The sequence below is a fragment of the Paenibacillus sp. FSL H3-0321 genome (assembly GCF_038002865.1).
GTDB lineage: Bacteria > Bacillota > Bacilli > Paenibacillales > Paenibacillaceae > Paenibacillus_AQ.
Window position 1 is genome coordinate 5,370,950 of record NZ_JBBODH010000001.1, and the last position, 18,513, is coordinate 5,389,462.

Consider the following 18,513-nt stretch of genomic DNA (forward strand, 5'->3'; position numbering starts at 1 on the left):
AAACCGGATTAGGAAGAGGAGGAGTAGTGTGATGTCAACGGAATTGAAAACGGAAGTGGAATTTAACAAGGTGATCCGCGAACGGCATTCGGTGCGTAAATATGATCCATCCTGGAAGATTTCCGAGGAGGAGATCAAGGAGATTCTTGGAGAGGCGGTTCTTGCGCCATCCTCCTCCAATCTGCAGCCATGGCGGTTCATCGTCATTACGGATCAGGAGCTGAAGGCACAGCTGCTCCCTATCGCCAACAACCAGCAGCAGACGGTAGAAGCTTCTGCCGTTATCGCCGTGCTTGGCGATTCCGAGGCATACCGCAATGCAGAGGCTATTTACGAATACGCGGAGGCTGCCGGATATGTGACTCCGGAGGTGGGAGCTGCCATGGCGAAGAGAAGCCGGGATGGATATTCCAGCATGCCGGTTGAGGTGCTGAACAACATCGCGCGTGTTGACGGCGGCCTGGTATCCATGCAGCTTATGCTTGCAGCCAAAGCGAAAGGCTATGACACTGTGCCTATGGGCGGCTTCAACCCCGATGGCTTCAGAGCGCTTTTCCAGATCCCTGAGCGTTATACAACAGTGATGCTGATTGCTCTGGGCAAGGCAGCGGTGGAAGGACGGCCAACCGTCAGATTGCCGCTGGAGCAGGTTACCCATTGGAACGGATTTCAGGGTTAAATAGCTTCACCTGTCAAGGGAAGCAGGGGCTGGTCAGCGGAAGCTGGCCGGTTTTTTTGTTTTGCGGTGCTTTCTGCTAAAATATTGTTAGCAGATGCTTTCGAGGCCAGTTTTGTTCGAAGCAGATCTATGAAGGAATGCTCACAAAACTTTCAGGAGGGGATCACATGATTCAAGTCTATCCGGTACAATCCGCCCACCGTTTCGATCACGGCTGGCTGCAAGGCAGCCACAGCTTCTCATTCGGTGATTTCTATGATCCCGATAATACCTTGTTTGGTCCGATGCGCGTCTGCAACGATGATACCATCGCGCCGGGCAGGGGCTTCGGTGCCCATCCGCACAGCGACATGGAGATCGTCTCCATCGTGCTTTCCGGCAGGCTGCGCCATGAGGATAATCTGGGTAATGTAGCAGAAACAACCTTTGGCGGCATTCAGCGCATGTCGGCTGGAACCGGCGCTATTCATACGGAGCATAATCCTTCGGACAGCGAGCCGGTACGGCTGCTGCAGCTGTGGTTTATGCCGAGTACCCGCGGAACGGCACCTTCTTACAGCACCGGCCGCTTTGATCCGGCGAAGCTTGAAGGGGAACTGCTGCCTGTGGTGGCTGCAGAGCCTTCGGAAGAGGTCGTGGGTATTGCCCAGGATATGACGATTTATCTCGGCCGGGCGGAAGCCGGCCAGGTATTATCTTTTCAACAGGAGCCGGGACGGCGCATTTTTATATATCTAATTGAAGGACGGCTGAAGCTGCAGGGGGATGTCGAGCTGCAGCCAGAGGATTCGGCGCGGATTGAAGAGGTCAGTGCATTAAGTCTTGCCGCTGAAGAGAATATCCTGGTTATGGTGATTGATCTACCGTAGCCGCTTGCGAAGTACAGTTACAAGGAGGGACATATAATGGCACAGCAGGAGAGAGTACTGGTTAAGCATTCGGTAACAGGACGTTTGCTGGTCAGCAGCACGGACGGCCCGACCTATACGTTTGATCCGCAAGGCGAATTGACGGTAATTACGATCTGCGGGGTAGCTTCCGATAAAGGGGCGGCTGTGGTGGAGCTGAAGTCCGAGCTCAATGTGTTCCGCTTCGAGGAGCCTGCGGAGGGGCCGGTTATCAAGCATTGGTATTATGTAGGCGACAACGCTGTAGATTACGACGCCTTTTCAGGATGTCTAACGATAGCGGTCCAGTCCGAGATTGAGTACCGGCCCGACCAATATTGGGAATAGCAGTGTCAATTCTGCTATTTCTTTTACTAATATCACATCGCAGGTGAAGTTAGTGTCTGATAAAGTCGTTTTTTTCAAAAAATCCACGGAGAGAGGACAAATGATATTGACAATCCGCTCCTGGTGTACTAGCTTTGTTATGAAACGTAACACGACCAAAGAGATGAGATAGGAGAAATGAACAAAATGGAATTGTTTGCAGCAATGCAGCGGGACGATTACGAAGAGCTGTTGTTTTGTCAGGATCAGGCATCAGGGTTAAAGGCGATCATTGCGATTCATGACACAACACTGGGGCCCGCACTGGGCGGAACAAGAATGTGGACTTATGCTTCCGAGGAAGCGGCGATTGTCGATGCGCTGCGGCTGGCCAAAGGTATGACGTACAAGAATGCTGTGGCGGGGCTAAATCTCGGCGGCGGGAAGACGGTGATTATCGGCGACCCCAAAAAAGACAAAAACGAGGCGATGTTCCGGGCCTTCGGCAGATACATACAAGGTTTGAACGGCCGTTATATCACAGCGGAGGATGTAGGCACCACGGAAGAGGATATGGATATCATTCATCAGGAGACGGATTATGTTACCGGGATTTCGGCCACTTACGGTTCCTCCGGCAATCCTTCACCAGCTACAGCCTTCGGGGTGTATCAAGGGATGAAGGCCGCAGCCAAGGCGGCTTTTGGCAGTGATTCGCTGGCTGGCAAGACGGTGGCAGTACAAGGTGTAGGCAACGTGTCCTTTACACTGTGCAAATATCTTCACGAAGAGGGAGCACAGCTTATTGTAACGGATATTAACAAGGAAGCTGTGGCCCGGGCAGTAGAGGCCTATGGGGCCAAAGCGGTTGATCCTGCGGACATCCTCTCGGTAGCGTGCGATATTTATGCCCCTTGCGCACTCGGTGCAACCATAAATGATGAGTCGCTGCCGCTGCTTAAGGCGAAGGTTGTCGCAGGTGCGGCCAACAATCAGCTGAAGGAGCCGCGTCATGGTGATGCCTTACACGCTAAGGGCATTGTTTACGCGCCGGACTATGTCATTAACGCCGGTGGCGTAATCAACGTTGCTGACGAATTGAACGGCTATAATAAGGAACGCGCCTATAAGAAAATTGCCAAGATCTATGGCAGCATTACCCGTGTGCTGGAGATTTCACAGGCCAATGGAATACCGGCTTATGCCGCAGCAGACCGGTTGGCAGAAGAGCGGATTGCTCTGCTTCGCACAAGCCGCAGCACTTTCCTGCGGAATGAGCATCACGCCATCAGCAGAAGATAGAGGTTGTTCTAAATAAATAAGCAAAAGCCCATTTCCGGTTAAGCGGAGATGGGCTTTTGCTTGTAGAGCAGATGAACCATCAAAGGCTACTGTACCTTCTGCGGTTCCGGATAAGTGACGCCGAGCGTATCTACGGTAACCTTCTTCATCACCGGAGGCGCTTCCGGGCGGTCCGAATCGTCACGCGGCAGGTTGACGATGGATTCCACTACCTCAAGACCCTCTGTAACTTTGCCGAAAGCTGCATAGCTTCCGTCCAGGCTCGGATAAGCGGCTGCCATAATGAAAAATTGCGATCCGGCAGAGTTGACATCCTGGCTTCTGGCCATCGAAAGAACACCCTCTGTATGCAGCAGATTGTTGGTGAACCCGTTGCCGGAGAATTCGCCGGAAATGCTGTAATCCGGTCCGCCCATGCCTGTACCGTCAGGATCGCCGCCCTGAATCATGAAGTCGGGAATCACGCGATGGAATATGGTTCCGTCATAAAACCCCTTTTTAATGAGGGAGATGAAGTTATTGACGGTATTTGGAGCGACTTCCGGATAGAGCTCTGCTTTGATAACGCCGCCGTTATCCATCTCTATGGTTACGACCGGGTGGCTGGCTGTTGCAGAAGGGACACCTTCGGTAGCCGCAGCAGCGGCTTCTTTTTGCGGAGCGGGGCTGGCTTCACTGTTTGTAGTATTGCCTGCCGCATTTTTGTTGCCGCATCCGGCTACAATGATCAGCAGCAGTGTCATCATCATCAGAAGGATGACGGTTTTTTTTCTTGTTAGCTTCACGTTCGTAATCTCTCCTTTTTCCTTGTTCATCTCATGTTCTTCTTCATTATCATACCTTCTTTGTCCCACTTCTTGCAAAGTGAGGTGCGAGGGCCGGGATTGGCACAAGTTTAAAAGAGGGGTAGAATAGGTAGATGCTTCCAAGGTATAACAGAAGGGATGTGTGCTTCATGCAGTTTTCGTGGAAGCGGAACCTGATCGTGCTTTGGGTGGGTGTTTTCTTTTGCAGTACGGCCTATTCGATCTCGATTCCGTTCCTTTCAATTTTTTTGAGTGACCAATTAGGGGTCACGAGTCATTTGGAGATTTGGTCGGGGGTCAGCTTCGGCATCACCTTCCTGGCCAGTGCGCTGATTTCACCTTACTGGGGTTCACTGGCTGATAAATATGGCCGCAAACCGATGCTGATCCGCTCGGGCTTCAGTCTGGCGGCCTTATACTTAATTAATTTCTTCGTCCATGACCCATATGTATTTCTGATTGTACGGATTTTTCAGGGGCTGCTGGCGGGCTTTGTTCCGGCAGCCATCGCCATGGTGGCCACCAATACGCCCGAGGATAAGACCGGTTATGCGCTGAGCATCATGTCGACTGCGGGAGCTACCGGCAGCATCATCGGACCGCTCATTGGCGGCGTGGTGAGTTATTATACCAGCAACCGCAGCGCCTTTTTGTTCTCGGCGGCGATCGTTCTGGTCTCGGCCCTAATCGCTACTTTCTTCGCCAAAGAGGAGAACTACGACCGCTCTGCACCCAGATCACGGGTCAGGGATGACATCCGGGAGGCGAGAAACAACCGCGCCTTTATTACCCTGTTGTCGCTGGCCGGCATCAGTACTTTTTCGGTAATGATCCTTGAACCGCTGCTGCCGATTTATTTGCTTGATATGGGCATTTCCAAAAGCACCGCTACACTAAGCTCGGGAATTGTATTCTCCGCCGTAGGGATCGCTACTGTGATTATGGCACCGCAATGGGGGAGAATAGGCAGCCGCAAAGGCTTCGGACTTGTCCTGTTTATTGGCCTGATCGGCGGGGGAATTGGGAACATCCTTCAGTATTTTGTCTCAGGTTATGTAGAGTTTGCGGTACTGCGTTTTGCCTATGGGCTGTTCTATGCCGGAGTGCTTCCTTCGGTTAACGCAATGATAGTCCAGACCATTGAACCGGGATTCCGCGGGCGGGCATTCGGACTGAATCAGGCGGCTTCGCAGCTGGCAACGATGGCCGGTCCGATTATCGGCGGCTTGCTTGGCGCGTTCATTCCCATCCGCTGGGTGTTTGTCATCAACGGTGTGATGCTGCTGGTAGCGGCGGTGCTGGTGAAGACCCGTAAGCTGGAGGCGAAAGTCATCGCAGCCCGTCATTCTGGAGAACCGGCAGCGATGCCGAAATAGCAGCCGGATTACGCTGCAGTGAGGTGCGGATTAGGATAAGCTGTCGGCTTGGTCCATTTTTAATGGAAAAAGCGCCGCCGGAACAAGTTCCGGCGGCGCTTGGCGTCAGTCCTACATTATTCTTCTTCTCCGTTTGATCCGTTTAGGACATCGGTCCCGGGCATTACATCCAGGGGAGGTGAGGCAGGGTCCACAGCGGTTCCGGGCTGAAGCTCGTCGGCGTCGGGAATATCCTCCAGTGGCTGATCCTCTTCCTCATCGTCCAGGATTTCGTCGTCACCGGCATAATCAATGACGCTGCCCGTCAGTCCTGCAGCTCCGGCGGCGAAGACGGCATCGGATTCAAGCAGCTCATCCCGCCGGCTTCCCGGTGAAGCGGCTATCTCTCCGTGTCGTTCAGCCCGCGGACGAAGAGCAGGTTCAGGTGCACTGAGGCCAATGTCAGCAGCCAGAATGTGGTCTTCTACGAGCGCCGGATCGGCACCGTCATCCACTACGCCATCGAAATCAATGGGAGCGGCACCGACAGGTTCATGGCTGGTAAATGCAGATTCGAGCGGCCGTCTATCTTCCTGATCCGTGCCGCTGCCGCTTGTGCTCTGTTCAGTAATCGTACCGAGCGGCCGTAGTTCTTCCAGCGGAATATCCTGCTCCGGGGAGATTTCTCCCATCTTTGTATAACGCTCATATGCAAAATCGGCTTCAGTTTTATTAAATTCATTACCCATAGCCGTTCAACTCCTTTGCTTAAGTCTGTCCCTTTTTAGGAACAGCATGGTCAATTGCTGCTTGCTGGTCGTCGTCCGGCAGGGCGCCGGGAAATGACCCTTCCTGAAACAGGCCGAACTGTTCATCGATATCCCGCTCGGTTACCAGCCCCTCCTCGTCAGAGGGTTGGTCTGCAGTGATGTCTTCCTTCTTGTCCATAGCCTATCCTCCTCGACTTCTATAATAGTTCTTTACCCGTTTATCCGGCGCCGAATCTGTACACCCCGGCGCAGCCTGTCCATTAGAAATCAGAACGGGTATAGAGGAGATTCTCAGCCTGATCTTAATATATTCAATCCAGGCGCCATTTAACCGTGTAACCAAGGGTAAACTACTTATTTCGAGGTTTTTTGCAAGATTAGGCAGGTATAGTGCGAAGGTTGTCGAAAATAAGAATCATATGAACTATATAAATACCACTAATGATTTATTGAGGAGCCAAGATGAAGTTGCCATCATCAAAGAGAGTAGTTGCGATATTCATGCTGCTGCTTTTGATCGCTATAGTGCCTATCGGTATCGTCATGGAGTGGGACGAGCGGTCAGGCGTTGCCTTGCCGGAATGGGAGCTGAAGTGGGGAAGTTCAAATATACAGGATGTTGAAGAGGCTGCGTCTGCACCTGATGAGGATTGGATAAAGCAGACAGCAAGTTCATCCAGGCCGCTCACCAATGAAGGGATGACAGGAGCCTGGATACGCTTCACTTTACCTCCGACAGCGGCAAATTCGGCATTGCTTATAGATAAAGTGTATGGAAATACGCTTAAAGCTTACAAGAATAACGTTCTTATTTACGATTCGGCAGATATGGTCAATTATAATGGCAGCAAAGTGCTGATTCCTTTGTCAGCAGAAGATAAAAGCGGCCAGCTTTATTTGTGGAGCAGCGGCGGCAGCAAAGGTTTCGGTATAGAAGGCGGCATCAGGGTAGGGAATTATGACAAGCTCCTTGCCCATTATGTTAAACAGGATCTGATCGATCTTGTCATCGGTGCGGCCCTAATATTTATGGCTGTTGCGCTGTTGATGTGCCTGCTGTTTTTCAGGCTGGAATTTTTCTCGGGCGGCTTATGGCTTGTGCTTGTTATTGCTTCCTTCGGTATGCTGCTGATCACCTACTCACCTTTTTTGCAGCTCGTCTTGCACGGCCATGACCAATGGATTGAGGTTTGTTTTGATCTGGCTTTACTCACACTGCTGCCGGCATTTACATTGTATTTTGAACGGATATTCGGACGTGGAAAAAGCCTGTGGCTGGTCCGGTTTCGTAATTTCCAACTGGTTTATTCGGGATTCTGTCTCGGTTTTCTGCTGCTGAATACATTACTTTCCTACCGCTTGGACCACCTGTATAGACTGATGAGTGTTCAAGTGGTCGGCATCATGATGATCCTGCAATTCTTTTACTTGCTGGTCCTTGCGGTTATTCATGCTCTTAGAGGCAACCGGGAAGCTCTTATCTTCACGATAGGCTTTGTTATTTTCGCGGTTCCTTCGCTTAGTGAGCTGATCCTGTACTTTTCATCCACACATAGATACCACTTGTATTGGTGGAAATGGGGAGTGGTTGGGTTCCTCCTTTCTCTGATCATTATCCTCGGGAGAAGGCTGGCCCGGAATTATGAACAGACCGTGGAATATTCCCGGGATCTGGAGAAATTCAACAACGACCTGCAGCGTTCGGAGAAGATGGAGATCATCAGTGAGCTCGCTGCTTCGGTTGCCCATGAGGTTCGTAATCCGCTGCAGGTAACCCGGGGGTTTCTGCAGATTCTGGGTGAACGCTCCGGCAAGAAGGAAAAGGAGTACCTGGAAATGGCCATGGAGGAGCTGGACCGGGCTTCCTTGATTATCACGGATTTTCTGACCTTCGCCAAACCGGGGCAGGAAACGGTGGATGTATTTGAGGTCTCGGAGGAACTGAAGCATGTGTCCGGCATTTTGATGCCACTTGCCAATCTGCAGGGTGGTGAGATAGAGCTCCGCCTGCAAAGCGATCTTCAAGTGAAGGGCAGTGCCTCCAAGTTTAAACAGGCTTTTATCAATTTAATCAAGAACAGCATTGAATCGCTTCAGGAGGATGGGTTGATTCAAGTAACCGCCTGGAAATCAGGTCAGCATATTATTATCAGTGTGCAGGATAACGGGGAAGGCATGAGGGTTAGCGAACTTGCCCGGCTGGGAGAGCCGTACTATTCGAACAAAACCAAGGGAACAGGGCTCGGGCTCATGGTTACCTTCCGTATTATAGAAGCGATGGACGGGTCCATTCAATTTCACAGTACAAAAGATGAAGGTACCGAAGTGATTGTTAAATTGCCATCAGCCGGAAGAATTTAGAATTTTTTTGGTAAATTTCGTTTTTATGAAGGGATAGGCAACGGCCAGCGCGAAATAATACCAATACAGAACACTTTGTTTCTGAAACTTTCTTCTGAGGTGCTTACATGCGCTTGATCGTCAAAAGTTTACATATAATAGCAGCATTTTTTTTGCTTTTTATGATCTGCGGTTCGCTCACGGTATCAGCGGAAAGTCATTATGCTTCTAAAGAAATCACAAATTGGCAAATCAAATGGGGCAACAAGGCTGGGGACAAAGGTTATTTGGTTCCTGTTTCGGATAAAGAAGGGTGGCTGAGCGCCGGGTCCAGCGGGAAAACAACGGAGCTTCCAGACGGTATCTCTTCTATATGGACACGAATTGCGCTTCCGGAATTCAAATATGTCTCACCCTCAGTCTATATCGATACGTTATATGCACTGCATGTTAAAGTGTACGTGGAGGATCGCCTCATCTTTGAAGCTGACCGCAGTTATATTAAGGATAATTATTCACTGCTCGTGCCCCTGAGCAGTGGGGACAACGGGAAGAATCTGTACATATGGACTGAAACGCTTAAGGATCGAATCGGGATCAAGGATCAAGTGATCATTGGGGAACACGGAGTTCTGATTAAGGACTATATCAAAAACGGGCTTATAGACGTTATTCTGGGCGGTGCCTTTTTGTTTGTGGCGATAGTCCTGTTTGTGTGCGCGTTTTATCTCAACAAGGATTACTTTTCGATAGCGGCCTCTTTATCTATCGTCATTGCCTCCACCGGAGTGCTGTCGATCACGTATTCCCCGTTTATTTATACCTTTTACAGTTATTTAGGTCCGGTGAGCATAGTCTTTCTGGATTTGGCGTTACTGTCGCTTCTGCCTGCGCTGACCTATCTGTTTGAGAAAATATTCGGCGGCGGAAGGTTTGGCATCATCCGTAAGTTCCGCAAATTCCAGACAGCATATTCTTTATTCTGCATCGTTTGTCTAGTGATCAATGGACTGTCGGATAACCGTTTTGTTGAACTGTACTATTTTATATCAGTCACTATCATCGGATTTCTAATGATCCTTCAATTCATTCTCCTCATTGCCTGTGTCATTATCTATTCTTTGAAGAGAAATAAGGATGCGATCATTTTTGCCATCGGCTTCGGAACTGCAGCCTTTACTGGAGTAGCCGAGCTGGTATGGTATTATATCCGCCAAGGCAATTATGATCTGTTCTACTGGAAATGGGCGCTGGTAGTGTTCATTCTCTCGCTCATTATTATTCTCGGCCGCAGGCTGGCCCTGAACCATCAGCAGGTGGTCAAATATTCCCGGGAGCTGGAGCTGTTCAACAATGAACTGCAGCGTTCAGAAAAAATGGAAATTATCAGCGAGCTTGCTGCATCCGTAGCACATGAAGTCCGCAATCCGCTTCAGGTTACGCGAGGATTTTTGCAGCTGCTGATGGAGAAATCGAACGGAGATGAGCAGAGGTTTCTGTTCATGGCCCTTAGCGAGCTGGACCGCGCAGCGAACATCATTACGGATTTCCTGACCTTTGCCAAACCGGAATTCGAGCAGGTCTCGATCCTTAATGTTCATGATGAATTCAAGCATATCGAGAGCATCTTGCTTCCGCTATGCCATTTGAACGGGGGCAAGATGGTGCTGGACGTGGAGGAACATTGTTGGGTGAAGGGCAACTCCTCCAAATTCAAGCAGGCTTTTATTAATATCATCAAGAATAGCATCGAGTCACTCGGAGAGGAGGGGACCATCCATATGTCGGTATATGCCAAAGGGGACAGGGTGTATATTCATGTGAAGGATAACGGGGAGGGAATGGAACCGGGCGTATTGAACCGGCTTGGCGAGCCGTATTTCTCGAACAAGTCGAAGGGCACAGGCCTGGGACTTATGGTCACTTTCCGCATCATTGAGGCCATGAATGGTGAAGTCCGCATTATAAGCAAAAAAGGAGCAGGAACCGAATCCATCATCATTCTGCCGCTGGCAGAAGCTCCGGGTGATTCCAACTCCTTATGAAGTCTTAAATCTGATGTTCTACCAAGAACCGAGTGTAGTAACGTCGGTCTTCAGTATGCCTGAAGAAGGACTGGGAGGAATAACCAGATAGAACTCATTGGAGCCTTCCTCTACCGTCTTGAGCGTAATATGGTCGGGAAGATTGATGCCTAGTGCTTCTTTGAGGGCTGCTTTTGGGTCTGAGAGCAGCTTCTGCTTGAAACTTGGATCTTCCCATGCTTTCTGAATAACTTGATTTCTAAGAATTGCTTCTGACAAAATAATCACCCTTCCCCTGAATGGTTATATTTACCTCATGAGCATAACATAGGATTTTATATTAATCTATTGCTATTTCTATGATCATAATAGAGTTGCAGTGCTTATTATGTATTCCTATTTTTGGATAACCAGTAGCTGAGTCCTCCTCCCTGCAAAAGCTGTTTCTCTGCTTCGATAGCTGCTGCGATATGCTGGAGATTCTGGACCAGCACATGGTGGAAAGCTACCAGATGGGGAGCCTTCAGCCGGTATTCTGCGAGTTTGCAGTGGTTGGCGAGCGCTGTTTCAGCGTAGGACGCCAGCCCGCCTTCCGTAAAGATGAAATCTTTGACCTTCCCCGCTGTAAGCGGGCCTTGACCCTCCTGAAGCTGGCAACGGGCCAGAGACAGCAGGCAATTATAGCTGCCCTCCGCCAAATCCTGCTCCCAATCCTCGTAATCATCAAGCATCTGCAGTGTAATCAGTACCTTATGCAGCATCTCTTCCGAATCCGCAATTAGATAAGCATGATCCGAAAGTAGCAGGACGGCTGTACTGCAGAGCTTAAGCGGACTGGCTTTGTGGGCAATTTTGACACGGTCGTTCAGGAAATAGTCACTGCTGGCCTCGCCTGCCACACTGTCTGCCCATTCAAAAAGATAACGTTTGAAATAGGACCAGAACGAGGAGTCCGGGGCGAAAAGAGGCCGGTAAATATGGAGGAATTCCACGTACAGCAGGTTCGCAAGCGGCAGCTGCTCTGCGGCGGTTGGCTCTTTGCTGTCCATCAGATCATCCTGCAGGAAGAAATAGAGCATAATTAAGACGTTTCCCAGCGACATCTGATGCACTTGCTCTGACGTAAGACCGTATTCTGAGCGCAGCCAGAACGGGAGTAAATAACATATGTAATTTTTGTGGCTTCCTGCTTTAAATACGTTAAACTGATGAAGATAGGCCAAACCTTGTGTACGAAGCGGTTCTGGAAATCCTGTGATGATGACACTGGCATCGCCAAATACCGCGCGGAGCTCCTCATCGTACTCATGAAGCCAATCCATAGGCTGCTCCCCTGTCAATATTTTATTTTTTTTAGAAAAAATGGGGTTATCCGTCATGATTATAGTCCTACTAACCTGGGATTTCAATGATAATTTATGGGGTGATATAGTAATGGAGTACTATAATTCATCTTATCCACGGATCGGGAATTGCTAAAGGGGGATGGACATGGAGAAGATTGTGTTTGGGCTGGCCGGCGGCGGCTGGCGGGCGGAGTTCTATCTGCGTATTGCCAAACAGCTGCCGGAACAATTCGCTGTGGGCGCCATGTTTGTGCGCAATAAGGAGAAAGCCGATGTCCTAAGCAGGGAGTGGGGAGTGAAGGTCTACACTTCAATTGAAGAGTTTATCTCAGCGGGTACTTATTCCTTTGCGGTAATTAGTCTGAAACGAGAGGTTAGCAAACCATATATCATCCAGCTGGCGGAAGCGGGTATTCCGGTGCTTGCGGAGACGCCGCCGGCGCCCGATCTGGAACAGCTGACGGAGCTATGGAACCGGGTGGGCCGTTCTGCCGTCATCCAGATTGCCGAGCAGTATCTGTTCCAGCCGATGCATGCGGCAAGAATCAAGCTGGCCGCTTCCGGCAGGCTTGGCACGATCAGCCAGGCCCAGGTATCGGCTGCACACAGATATCACGGAATCAGCCTCATCCGGCAGCTGCTGGGCATCGGCTTCGAGAATCCAATAATTCGTGCACAGAATTTTTGTTCTTCTATTATAAAGGGACCGCAGCGAAGCGGACCTCCGGTTGCCGAGGTGATGGTTCAGACGGGGCAGATGCTGGCCACTCTGGATTTTGGAGCCCGGCTAGGCGTGTTCGATTTCACCGGCGACCAGTATTTTTCATGGATCCGCAGCAACCGGATTTTGGTGCGCGGGGAGCGGGGGGAATTGTTGAACGATGAGGTGTCCTGGCTCCAGAGCTATGATACGCCGCTCTACTGCAAGCTGCGGCGGATGGATGCCGGGCATGGGGGAAACCTGGAGGGCTTTTATCTCAAAGGGATTATGGGAGACGGCGAATGGCTGTACCGGAATCCATTTGCCCCGGCCAGGCTCACGGACGATGAAATTGCCATTGCAGAGAGCCTTGTCCGAATGCAGAGACATGTTCAAGGAGGGCCTTCTTTCTACAGTTTGGCCGAAGGATGCCAGGATCAGTATTTGGCACTGCTGCTGGAGCAGGCGGCGGCGAGCGGAGAAACGGTGACTTCCCATAGCCAGCCGTGGTCAGAGCAGGGCTGAAGCAGCAGATGTAATTCAAAAGCACGGCTGGGCGGAGATGTTTCCGCCTGCCGTGCTTTTTGGCATGTAATCGTATGAGCTTACAACGGCTGCGAACCGGATAGTTGTGCAGCTAATTGTGCATACTCGCCGCGCAGCCGGAGAAGTTTCGCGACACTCTTCTCCAAGCCGCCGGGCCGGTTGCGCCGGGTCCATAATTGCCGGTAATGATGCAGCAGGAGGTCGAGATCATGGATCTGGTGGTCCACCAGTGCCGGATCAATTCCGGCAGGTCCCGCAGCCAGCAGCTGTTTGATGCGGCCAAGCTGCACGGCATGTTTTACAAAATGAATGCCGTTCTTAAGCTCTTGGGTGACAAGTTCGGCATCCGTGCATTCCAGCGTAAGATCTTCAAGCTGATCTTCAATATGGCTGATGTACTGCTCCAAATTATCGAAATGCTCAGCGGTAAGTTTATTTACAATCCCCATGTTGTCCAGATTACTGCGCATTAGCATGGACATTTCCGAATCATTGGGGCGGGAAATGCCGGATTCAAGCTTGTAGTAATTTCCGAGATCGAGCAGCAATTGCCCAATTTTTCCCGAACGGTCGTGAAAGACCGAGGTACTCAGATACCCTGCAACATCGGCATTAAGATTGTTGTCGACATTCCAGGCCAGCGCAGCGCCGCAGACAAATCCGGCATAACTCACCGGAAGATGCTGCCAATGTCCGAAATCACCCCAGTCCGTAATGAGGTAGCCGATAGCCCGGTTGTTTTTGCCGTGTACAGCGGCGTTATGCAAGTTGGCGAGCATATTGCCGGTGCGTCCGGTAAGGGAATTCCAGGAGCTGGTTCCCGGGCAGACATAGAACGGGATTTGCGCTTCGCGGAATTTCAGTGTGTCCGCCTCGAATGGGTGGTCTGCGCTGTAACCCCATTCCATGGCAATAATGTCTTTTGGCAGCTGGGGAATTAGCTCAGGATGCTGGATGATGATATCACCCCAGAACTGCATCGTTTTGCCCCGCTGCACAACGAGCTCATGAATCTTCTGCAGAAATGACAAGTAGAGCGTGCCTTTGCCTGCTGCATCTGCCGCGGCTTTGCTTTTGCCAAGTCCCAGTTCATAAGTCTCGTCGCAGCCAACGTTGAACTGATTCGAGGTGAAATAAGGAAGAAGGTCATCATACATTGTGCCCAGCAGCTCGAGTACTTTAGGGTCTTCAGTATCGAAGGTGCCCGGCTCCATGAAAAGCCCCTCCGGATATAAATCACTGTCATACATATGGTCTGGCAGCATGAACCCCTCAGGACTTTCGGCCAGTGCGTTGAATTCCGGCCGGGTCAGCCATCCTTCCATATGGCCGAAGCTGTTCTGGTTGGGAACCAGCTCGATATAACGTTCGCGGCAGTAAGCATCCAGCAGCAGAATTTCTTCACCGGTTATAGGCGTTTCGAGCTCCCAAACCTGGGGAAACGACTCATAGGCAAAAGGAGAACCTTCTATATATAACTGCAGTTGGTTCAGCTTCAGATCGGCCATAAGATCAACGATCCGGTAAAGGGTTTCGAGTTTGGGCGTTTTGTTGCGGCTGATATCAATCATCAGTCCTCTTGCGGCAAAGTCCGGTTCATCCCGGATATGCAGACAGGGCACGTTTCTGCCGGATTGTTCCAGAATCTGTTTCAGGGTTGCCACTGCATAATAGGCCCCTTCAGGAGAGCTGTAAGTAATGAAGATTCCATGCTCTTCGATGACAAGCTCATAACCGCCTGCAGGCAGCAGGCGGTTGTAGCTAAAGCTGCATGCGGAGGAAACGGCCGGACGTGTACCTACTGACAAAGGCAGGCTGAGCTGAAGAACTTGAGAAATGACAAGCTGAAGCTTACGGGCTGCAGGGAGAACGGAACGGTTCGCCTCACCGGAGAGAACAATGCTTGCTTTGGCCGGAAGGCGGAAGTAGCCTTCTGAGCGCGTGATTGTCCGTGGATGGGGAAGCAGCTGTAAAGTGCGAATTTCAGGCATAGTGTGGACACCTCTTATTCATGTAGAATATGATCATCTTCCTAACAACCATATCACCCCTAAACAGAGGAAGGAATGCAAAGTATGTCCAAGGTCATGGATTATATAATCAGTCCTTACCCAGTACAAAGCGTCGATCGCAAGGTGACACGGTATAGGGACTTTTGGAGCAAAGGTAATGTTTAACTATGTGCTTTATAATGATCTTTTTTATTTCTAAGCAATTCTAAGTATCTATATATAAGACGACATATTTCTTCTTTTGTTGCGGACGAATGTCGGATCATGCAGCTTTATATTGACACTCACAAAAATCAAATGCTATTATTTAGATAATATTAGTAATTTTTATGATAGTTCTTAAAGACTATGTTATGCCGGAGATGAAGCCATGAGTGAATTTTACTGCATCAGTTGCCGCAGTCTCCATAAGGTGGACGTACAAAAAAACTGCTCTGTACGCATTCTGTCCACCGGGTATCATATCGTTGGCGAACAGCGCTATCAAATTTGTATCTGTAATCTAACTGAGTTGCATACATCCTTCCCAGCTGCAGCCGAGTATAATGCGGAATGACTGGCCTAATGATGCACCTGATTCATATATCAGCCGAACAGCCTGTCCCTCAGCGGACAGGCTGTTTAACGTGTCCGTCCACCCATTTTTGAAAGTAAATACGCTATCTTTTGGAAATATGGATATCTCTGAGTGAAACTTCGAAAAAAAATGAATGATATTCTGTTATTTATTTGAAAAGAAAACGCTGTCAGTAAATAGTGAAACTTGTTATTGTGATTTTTCTCATGTATGATGCTTTTAACAAAGCTTAAATAAGCTCGAATTTTCCAAAAAATGGAGAATAGGGTGGTGGGATGAAAATCAAAACAACTGCGGAAGACAGGATGATAGCATTTTACAGATACTTTTCTTTGTCCCTCACATCTCTGATGTACCTCCTGGACCATGCGGGACCTTCCGTAATTAATAAATCCCTTTTAATAATAATTTTGTTCTTATTTGCCCAACTATTCACTATGTATTACCGGAGGTTCCGGAATAAACCGCGTGTCCTTATGGTAGCTGTAAGTGTAGAAATGGCGGGTATTATTGCACTGACGCTGTTAACCGGTGCATATGACAGCTCCTTCAGACTGTACGTGCTTAACCCTGTGCTGATCGCTGCGGGTTCGTTATCCATCTATTTCGGATGGAGTTTGCTGCTTGCGTATATTGGCATATTCGCTGTATTTTGTTATGTTTTTCTTAATTCTGCCGGAAAAACTTTAGCTGAAGCTGCATTGGCAAATGGCAACCTGTTTCTAGCACTGGTACTTACGGTTATAATTATGCAGATGGTTAACAGGATCAAGCGGCAGCGGGAAGAAGCAAACGCGCGGACCAATGAAACCATGGAGCACATTAAATCGCTCTATCATATCGTAGAAACATCAAGCCAGCATGACTTCATGAACATAGGCCAGGTTATTACGGATTATGTGGTAAAGCTTACCAAACTTGACAGAGCCTTGTTCTGGTTCGCCAAGAAAAGCGGTGAGCCTGCACCGCAGAGCCGGCAGACCGGCTGGCAGCAGGAAGAGGAACGTTTTCTTTTCTCGGAGCTGGAGAAGCATGAGCATGAATGGAGATTGCAGCGCGAGCCTGTATTCAAGAGCCTGCCGGGGCTCGGAGATTTTTTGCTGATGCCGGTGAGAATGAGCACCCGCTTTGTTGGCATGATCGGCGTGAAGCTGGAGTCCTCGGAAGGCCTTGAAGGCCGCCGGTGGTATATCCAGCAGTTGATGTTTCTGTCGGAGCTTAGTGCAATTATTCTTGAACGCCATGAGCTGGGTGTCATCGAGAACCGGCTGATCATCACGAATGAGCAGAACCGGATTGCGGATGAAATGCATGACAGTGTCTCACAGAGTTTATTCGGCATCGTCTATGCCACACACTCGCTGAAGCAGACCTGGCCGAAAATGTCTGATTCCGAGCTGGAGGAGCAGATAGAGCTCATCCATGATTCGGCGACCAAGGTGGCCAAGGAGCTGAGGATTACAATCTACAGTCTTAGCTCCAAGAAGAGTGGTGGTCCAACCTGGCTGGGTATGGTAAGGTCTCATCTGAAGAGCTTGTCCAGACTGAATGATGTGGAGATTGAACTAAAGATCACGGGCGATGACTTCAGTCTCCCGTATCCCTACCACAAAGCGCTTTTCCGGATTATCTCTGAAGCGACCGGCAATGCCATTCGTCATGGTGCGGCCAGCCGGGTGGATGTTGAACTGTCACTTAAGCCAAAATGGATAAGACTTTCCATAATCGATGATGGAGTAGGTTTTGATACGAGTCTGCTGTTGACGGAGTCTGAGGATAACACAGGCGGACTGGGTATGAAGAATATGCAATATCTGGCGCAGTCTCTTGGGGGCGATTTTCAATTGTCCAGCAGTGAGAATGCAGGCACAAAAATTTTAATTTCGATACCTGTCGGTGTGGCTGAATTAAAAAATGCATAAATTTTAGGCAGGAGGTCGTTCTAGTGAAAATCGTCATTGTTGATGATCATCCTTTGGTGAGAAGAGGATTGGCAGCTGTGATTTCGATGCAGCCCAATTTGCATTTTGCCGGCGAGGCAACGAATGGCCAAGAAGCTCTTCTTGTAATTGAGGAGACGCAGCCTGATCTTGTGCTGATTGATCTGAAGCTTGCCGATGAATCGGGACTGGACGTAATCAAAGCAGCGCGTGCACACGGTTTGACCAGCAAGTTTATTCTGCTGACCTCATCGGCAAGCCGGGAGGATTTCCTGAAGGCAGAAGAAGTGCTGGTTGATGGATATGTGCTGAAAGAAGCGCTGCCGGAGGAATTGCTGTTTGCGATTCAACTGGTCCATAAGGGCAGAAAGTATTATGACCCCGGCCTAATGGAAGATAAAATGCGGATGAGCGGCAGCAGTCCGACAGATGAATTAACACCGAAAGAGAAGGAAGTGCTGATTGAGCTGGGTCAGGGTGCCTGCAACAGGGAAATCGCCTCGCGCCTGTTCATCAGCGAATTTACGGTCAAGAAGCATGTGAGCCAAATTTTGGCGAAGCTGCAGGTTGCCGACCGGACGCAAGCAGCATTGTATGCCAATGCAGTCGGGCTGACCAAATATGAAATGTCATATGATTAAGATAAGCTATGATGGCTTAAAGAATGGAGCACGGACTTAGATGTCCGTGTTTTTTTGTGCGAATTATTATCTTCCGGGTTCCAAGCTGCAGATGAACCGGGATACTTTACACGGAAACGGCTGCGCTTTCCTTTTGAAAAGGACGGTGAGGCCGTTTTTTCTTGGACATTTCAGCGCAATATGGTGGCTTGGTGTAGGGGTTCCTTCCATAAGTTGTTACAATTTACCAAGCGCATACTACTAAAGTATACCATAGTGGTC

The 18,513-nt window shown here is 49.6% G+C and carries 16 protein-coding genes; 10 read left to right on the top strand and 6 right to left on the bottom strand.

What is annotated here, in order from left to right; genetic code table 11:
* Positions 1 to 31: 31 nt before the first annotated feature.
* The 4 genes from MHI45_RS24035 to MHI45_RS24050 all read left to right on the top strand — a co-directional run bounded on the left by MHI45_RS24035 (position 32) and on the right by MHI45_RS24050 (position 3,195).
* Complete coding sequence (locus tag MHI45_RS24035) at positions 32 to 679, top strand: nitroreductase family protein (protein WP_076110011.1); 648 nt, start codon at positions 32 to 34, stop codon at positions 677 to 679.
* 167 nt (positions 680 to 846) lie between these two features.
* Positions 847 to 1,548 carry a pirin family protein gene (locus MHI45_RS24040; RefSeq protein WP_340894618.1) on the top strand — a complete coding sequence of 234 codons (702 nt, stop codon included), beginning with the start codon at positions 847 to 849 and terminating at the stop codon, positions 1,546 to 1,548.
* Positions 1,549 to 1,584: 36 nt separating this feature from the next.
* Entirely contained in the window at positions 1,585 to 1,914 is a 330-nt protein-coding gene (locus tag MHI45_RS24045; protein WP_340894617.1) for a hypothetical protein, read from the top strand.
* A 186-nt stretch (positions 1,915 to 2,100) separates the two neighbouring features.
* A complete protein-coding gene (locus MHI45_RS24050; RefSeq protein ID WP_076110008.1) occupies positions 2,101 to 3,195 on the top strand; it encodes a Glu/Leu/Phe/Val family dehydrogenase in 1,095 nt (364 codons plus the stop codon).
* An 86-nt stretch (positions 3,196 to 3,281) separates the two neighbouring features.
* Here the strand turns inward: MHI45_RS24050 and MHI45_RS24055 are convergent, their stop codons facing one another.
* Complete coding sequence (locus MHI45_RS24055) at positions 3,282 to 4,010, bottom strand: peptidylprolyl isomerase (protein ID WP_340894615.1); 729 nt, start codon at positions 4,008 to 4,010, stop codon at positions 3,282 to 3,284.
* Between the two features lie 140 nt (positions 4,011 to 4,150).
* Between MHI45_RS24055 and MHI45_RS24060 the strand changes: the two genes are divergently transcribed.
* Positions 4,151 to 5,377, top strand: coding sequence for an MFS transporter (locus MHI45_RS24060; protein ID WP_076110006.1), 1,227 nt, complete (start codon positions 4,151 to 4,153; stop codon positions 5,375 to 5,377).
* Between the two features lie 116 nt (positions 5,378 to 5,493).
* On the opposite strand, the gene MHI45_RS24065 is transcribed toward MHI45_RS24060, so the two are convergent.
* Both MHI45_RS24065 and MHI45_RS24070 read right to left on the bottom strand, forming a co-directional pair.
* Positions 5,494 to 6,105, bottom strand: a complete 612-nt coding sequence (locus MHI45_RS24065; RefSeq protein WP_340894614.1) for a hypothetical protein — start codon at positions 6,103 to 6,105, stop codon at positions 5,494 to 5,496.
* Positions 6,106 to 6,124: 19 nt separating this feature from the next.
* On the bottom strand, positions 6,125 to 6,304 hold the full coding sequence (locus MHI45_RS24070; RefSeq protein WP_340894613.1) for a hypothetical protein: 180 nt from the start codon (positions 6,302 to 6,304) through the stop codon (positions 6,125 to 6,127).
* A gap of 284 nt (positions 6,305 to 6,588) precedes the next feature.
* Here MHI45_RS24070 and MHI45_RS24075 point away from each other — a divergent pair, with 284 nt between their 5' ends.
* Together MHI45_RS24075 and MHI45_RS24080 are read left to right on the top strand one after the other, a co-directional pair.
* Positions 6,589 to 8,487 (top strand): ATP-binding protein, encoded by a 1,899-nt coding sequence (locus MHI45_RS24075; RefSeq protein ID WP_341119536.1) that lies wholly within the window; start codon positions 6,589 to 6,591, stop codon positions 8,485 to 8,487.
* A gap of 161 nt (positions 8,488 to 8,648) precedes the next feature.
* Positions 8,649 to 10,511, top strand: coding sequence for a HAMP domain-containing sensor histidine kinase (locus MHI45_RS24080; RefSeq protein ID WP_340899607.1), 1,863 nt, complete (start codon positions 8,649 to 8,651; stop codon positions 10,509 to 10,511).
* Between the two features lie 18 nt (positions 10,512 to 10,529).
* On the opposite strand, the gene MHI45_RS24085 is transcribed toward MHI45_RS24080, so the two are convergent.
* Positions 10,530 to 10,772 (bottom strand): NHLP leader peptide family RiPP precursor, encoded by a 243-nt coding sequence (locus MHI45_RS24085; protein WP_038598665.1) that lies wholly within the window; start codon positions 10,770 to 10,772, stop codon positions 10,530 to 10,532.
* A 104-nt stretch (positions 10,773 to 10,876) separates the two neighbouring features.
* Entirely contained in the window at positions 10,877 to 11,812 is a 936-nt protein-coding gene (locus MHI45_RS24090) for a hypothetical protein (protein ID WP_340894611.1), read from the bottom strand.
* A gap of 169 nt (positions 11,813 to 11,981) precedes the next feature.
* Here MHI45_RS24090 and MHI45_RS24095 point away from each other — a divergent pair, with 169 nt between their 5' ends.
* On the top strand, positions 11,982 to 13,061 hold the full coding sequence (locus MHI45_RS24095; RefSeq protein WP_340894610.1) for a Gfo/Idh/MocA family protein: 1,080 nt from the start codon (positions 11,982 to 11,984) through the stop codon (positions 13,059 to 13,061).
* Between the two features lie 80 nt (positions 13,062 to 13,141).
* On the opposite strand, the gene MHI45_RS24100 is transcribed toward MHI45_RS24095, so the two are convergent.
* Positions 13,142 to 15,073 carry a glycoside hydrolase family 20 zincin-like fold domain-containing protein gene (locus MHI45_RS24100; protein WP_340894609.1) on the bottom strand — a complete coding sequence of 644 codons (1,932 nt, stop codon included), beginning with the start codon at positions 15,071 to 15,073 and terminating at the stop codon, positions 13,142 to 13,144.
* A 1,095-nt stretch (positions 15,074 to 16,168) separates the two neighbouring features.
* On the opposite strand from MHI45_RS24100, the gene MHI45_RS24105 reads away from it, so the two are divergent.
* A complete protein-coding gene (locus tag MHI45_RS24105; protein ID WP_341119539.1) occupies positions 16,169 to 17,593 on the top strand; it encodes a sensor histidine kinase in 1,425 nt (474 codons plus the stop codon).
* Positions 17,594 to 17,616: 23 nt separating this feature from the next.
* Positions 17,617 to 18,252, top strand: coding sequence for a response regulator (locus MHI45_RS24110; protein ID WP_038586479.1), 636 nt, complete (start codon positions 17,617 to 17,619; stop codon positions 18,250 to 18,252).
* Positions 18,253 to 18,513 lie beyond the last annotated feature (261 nt).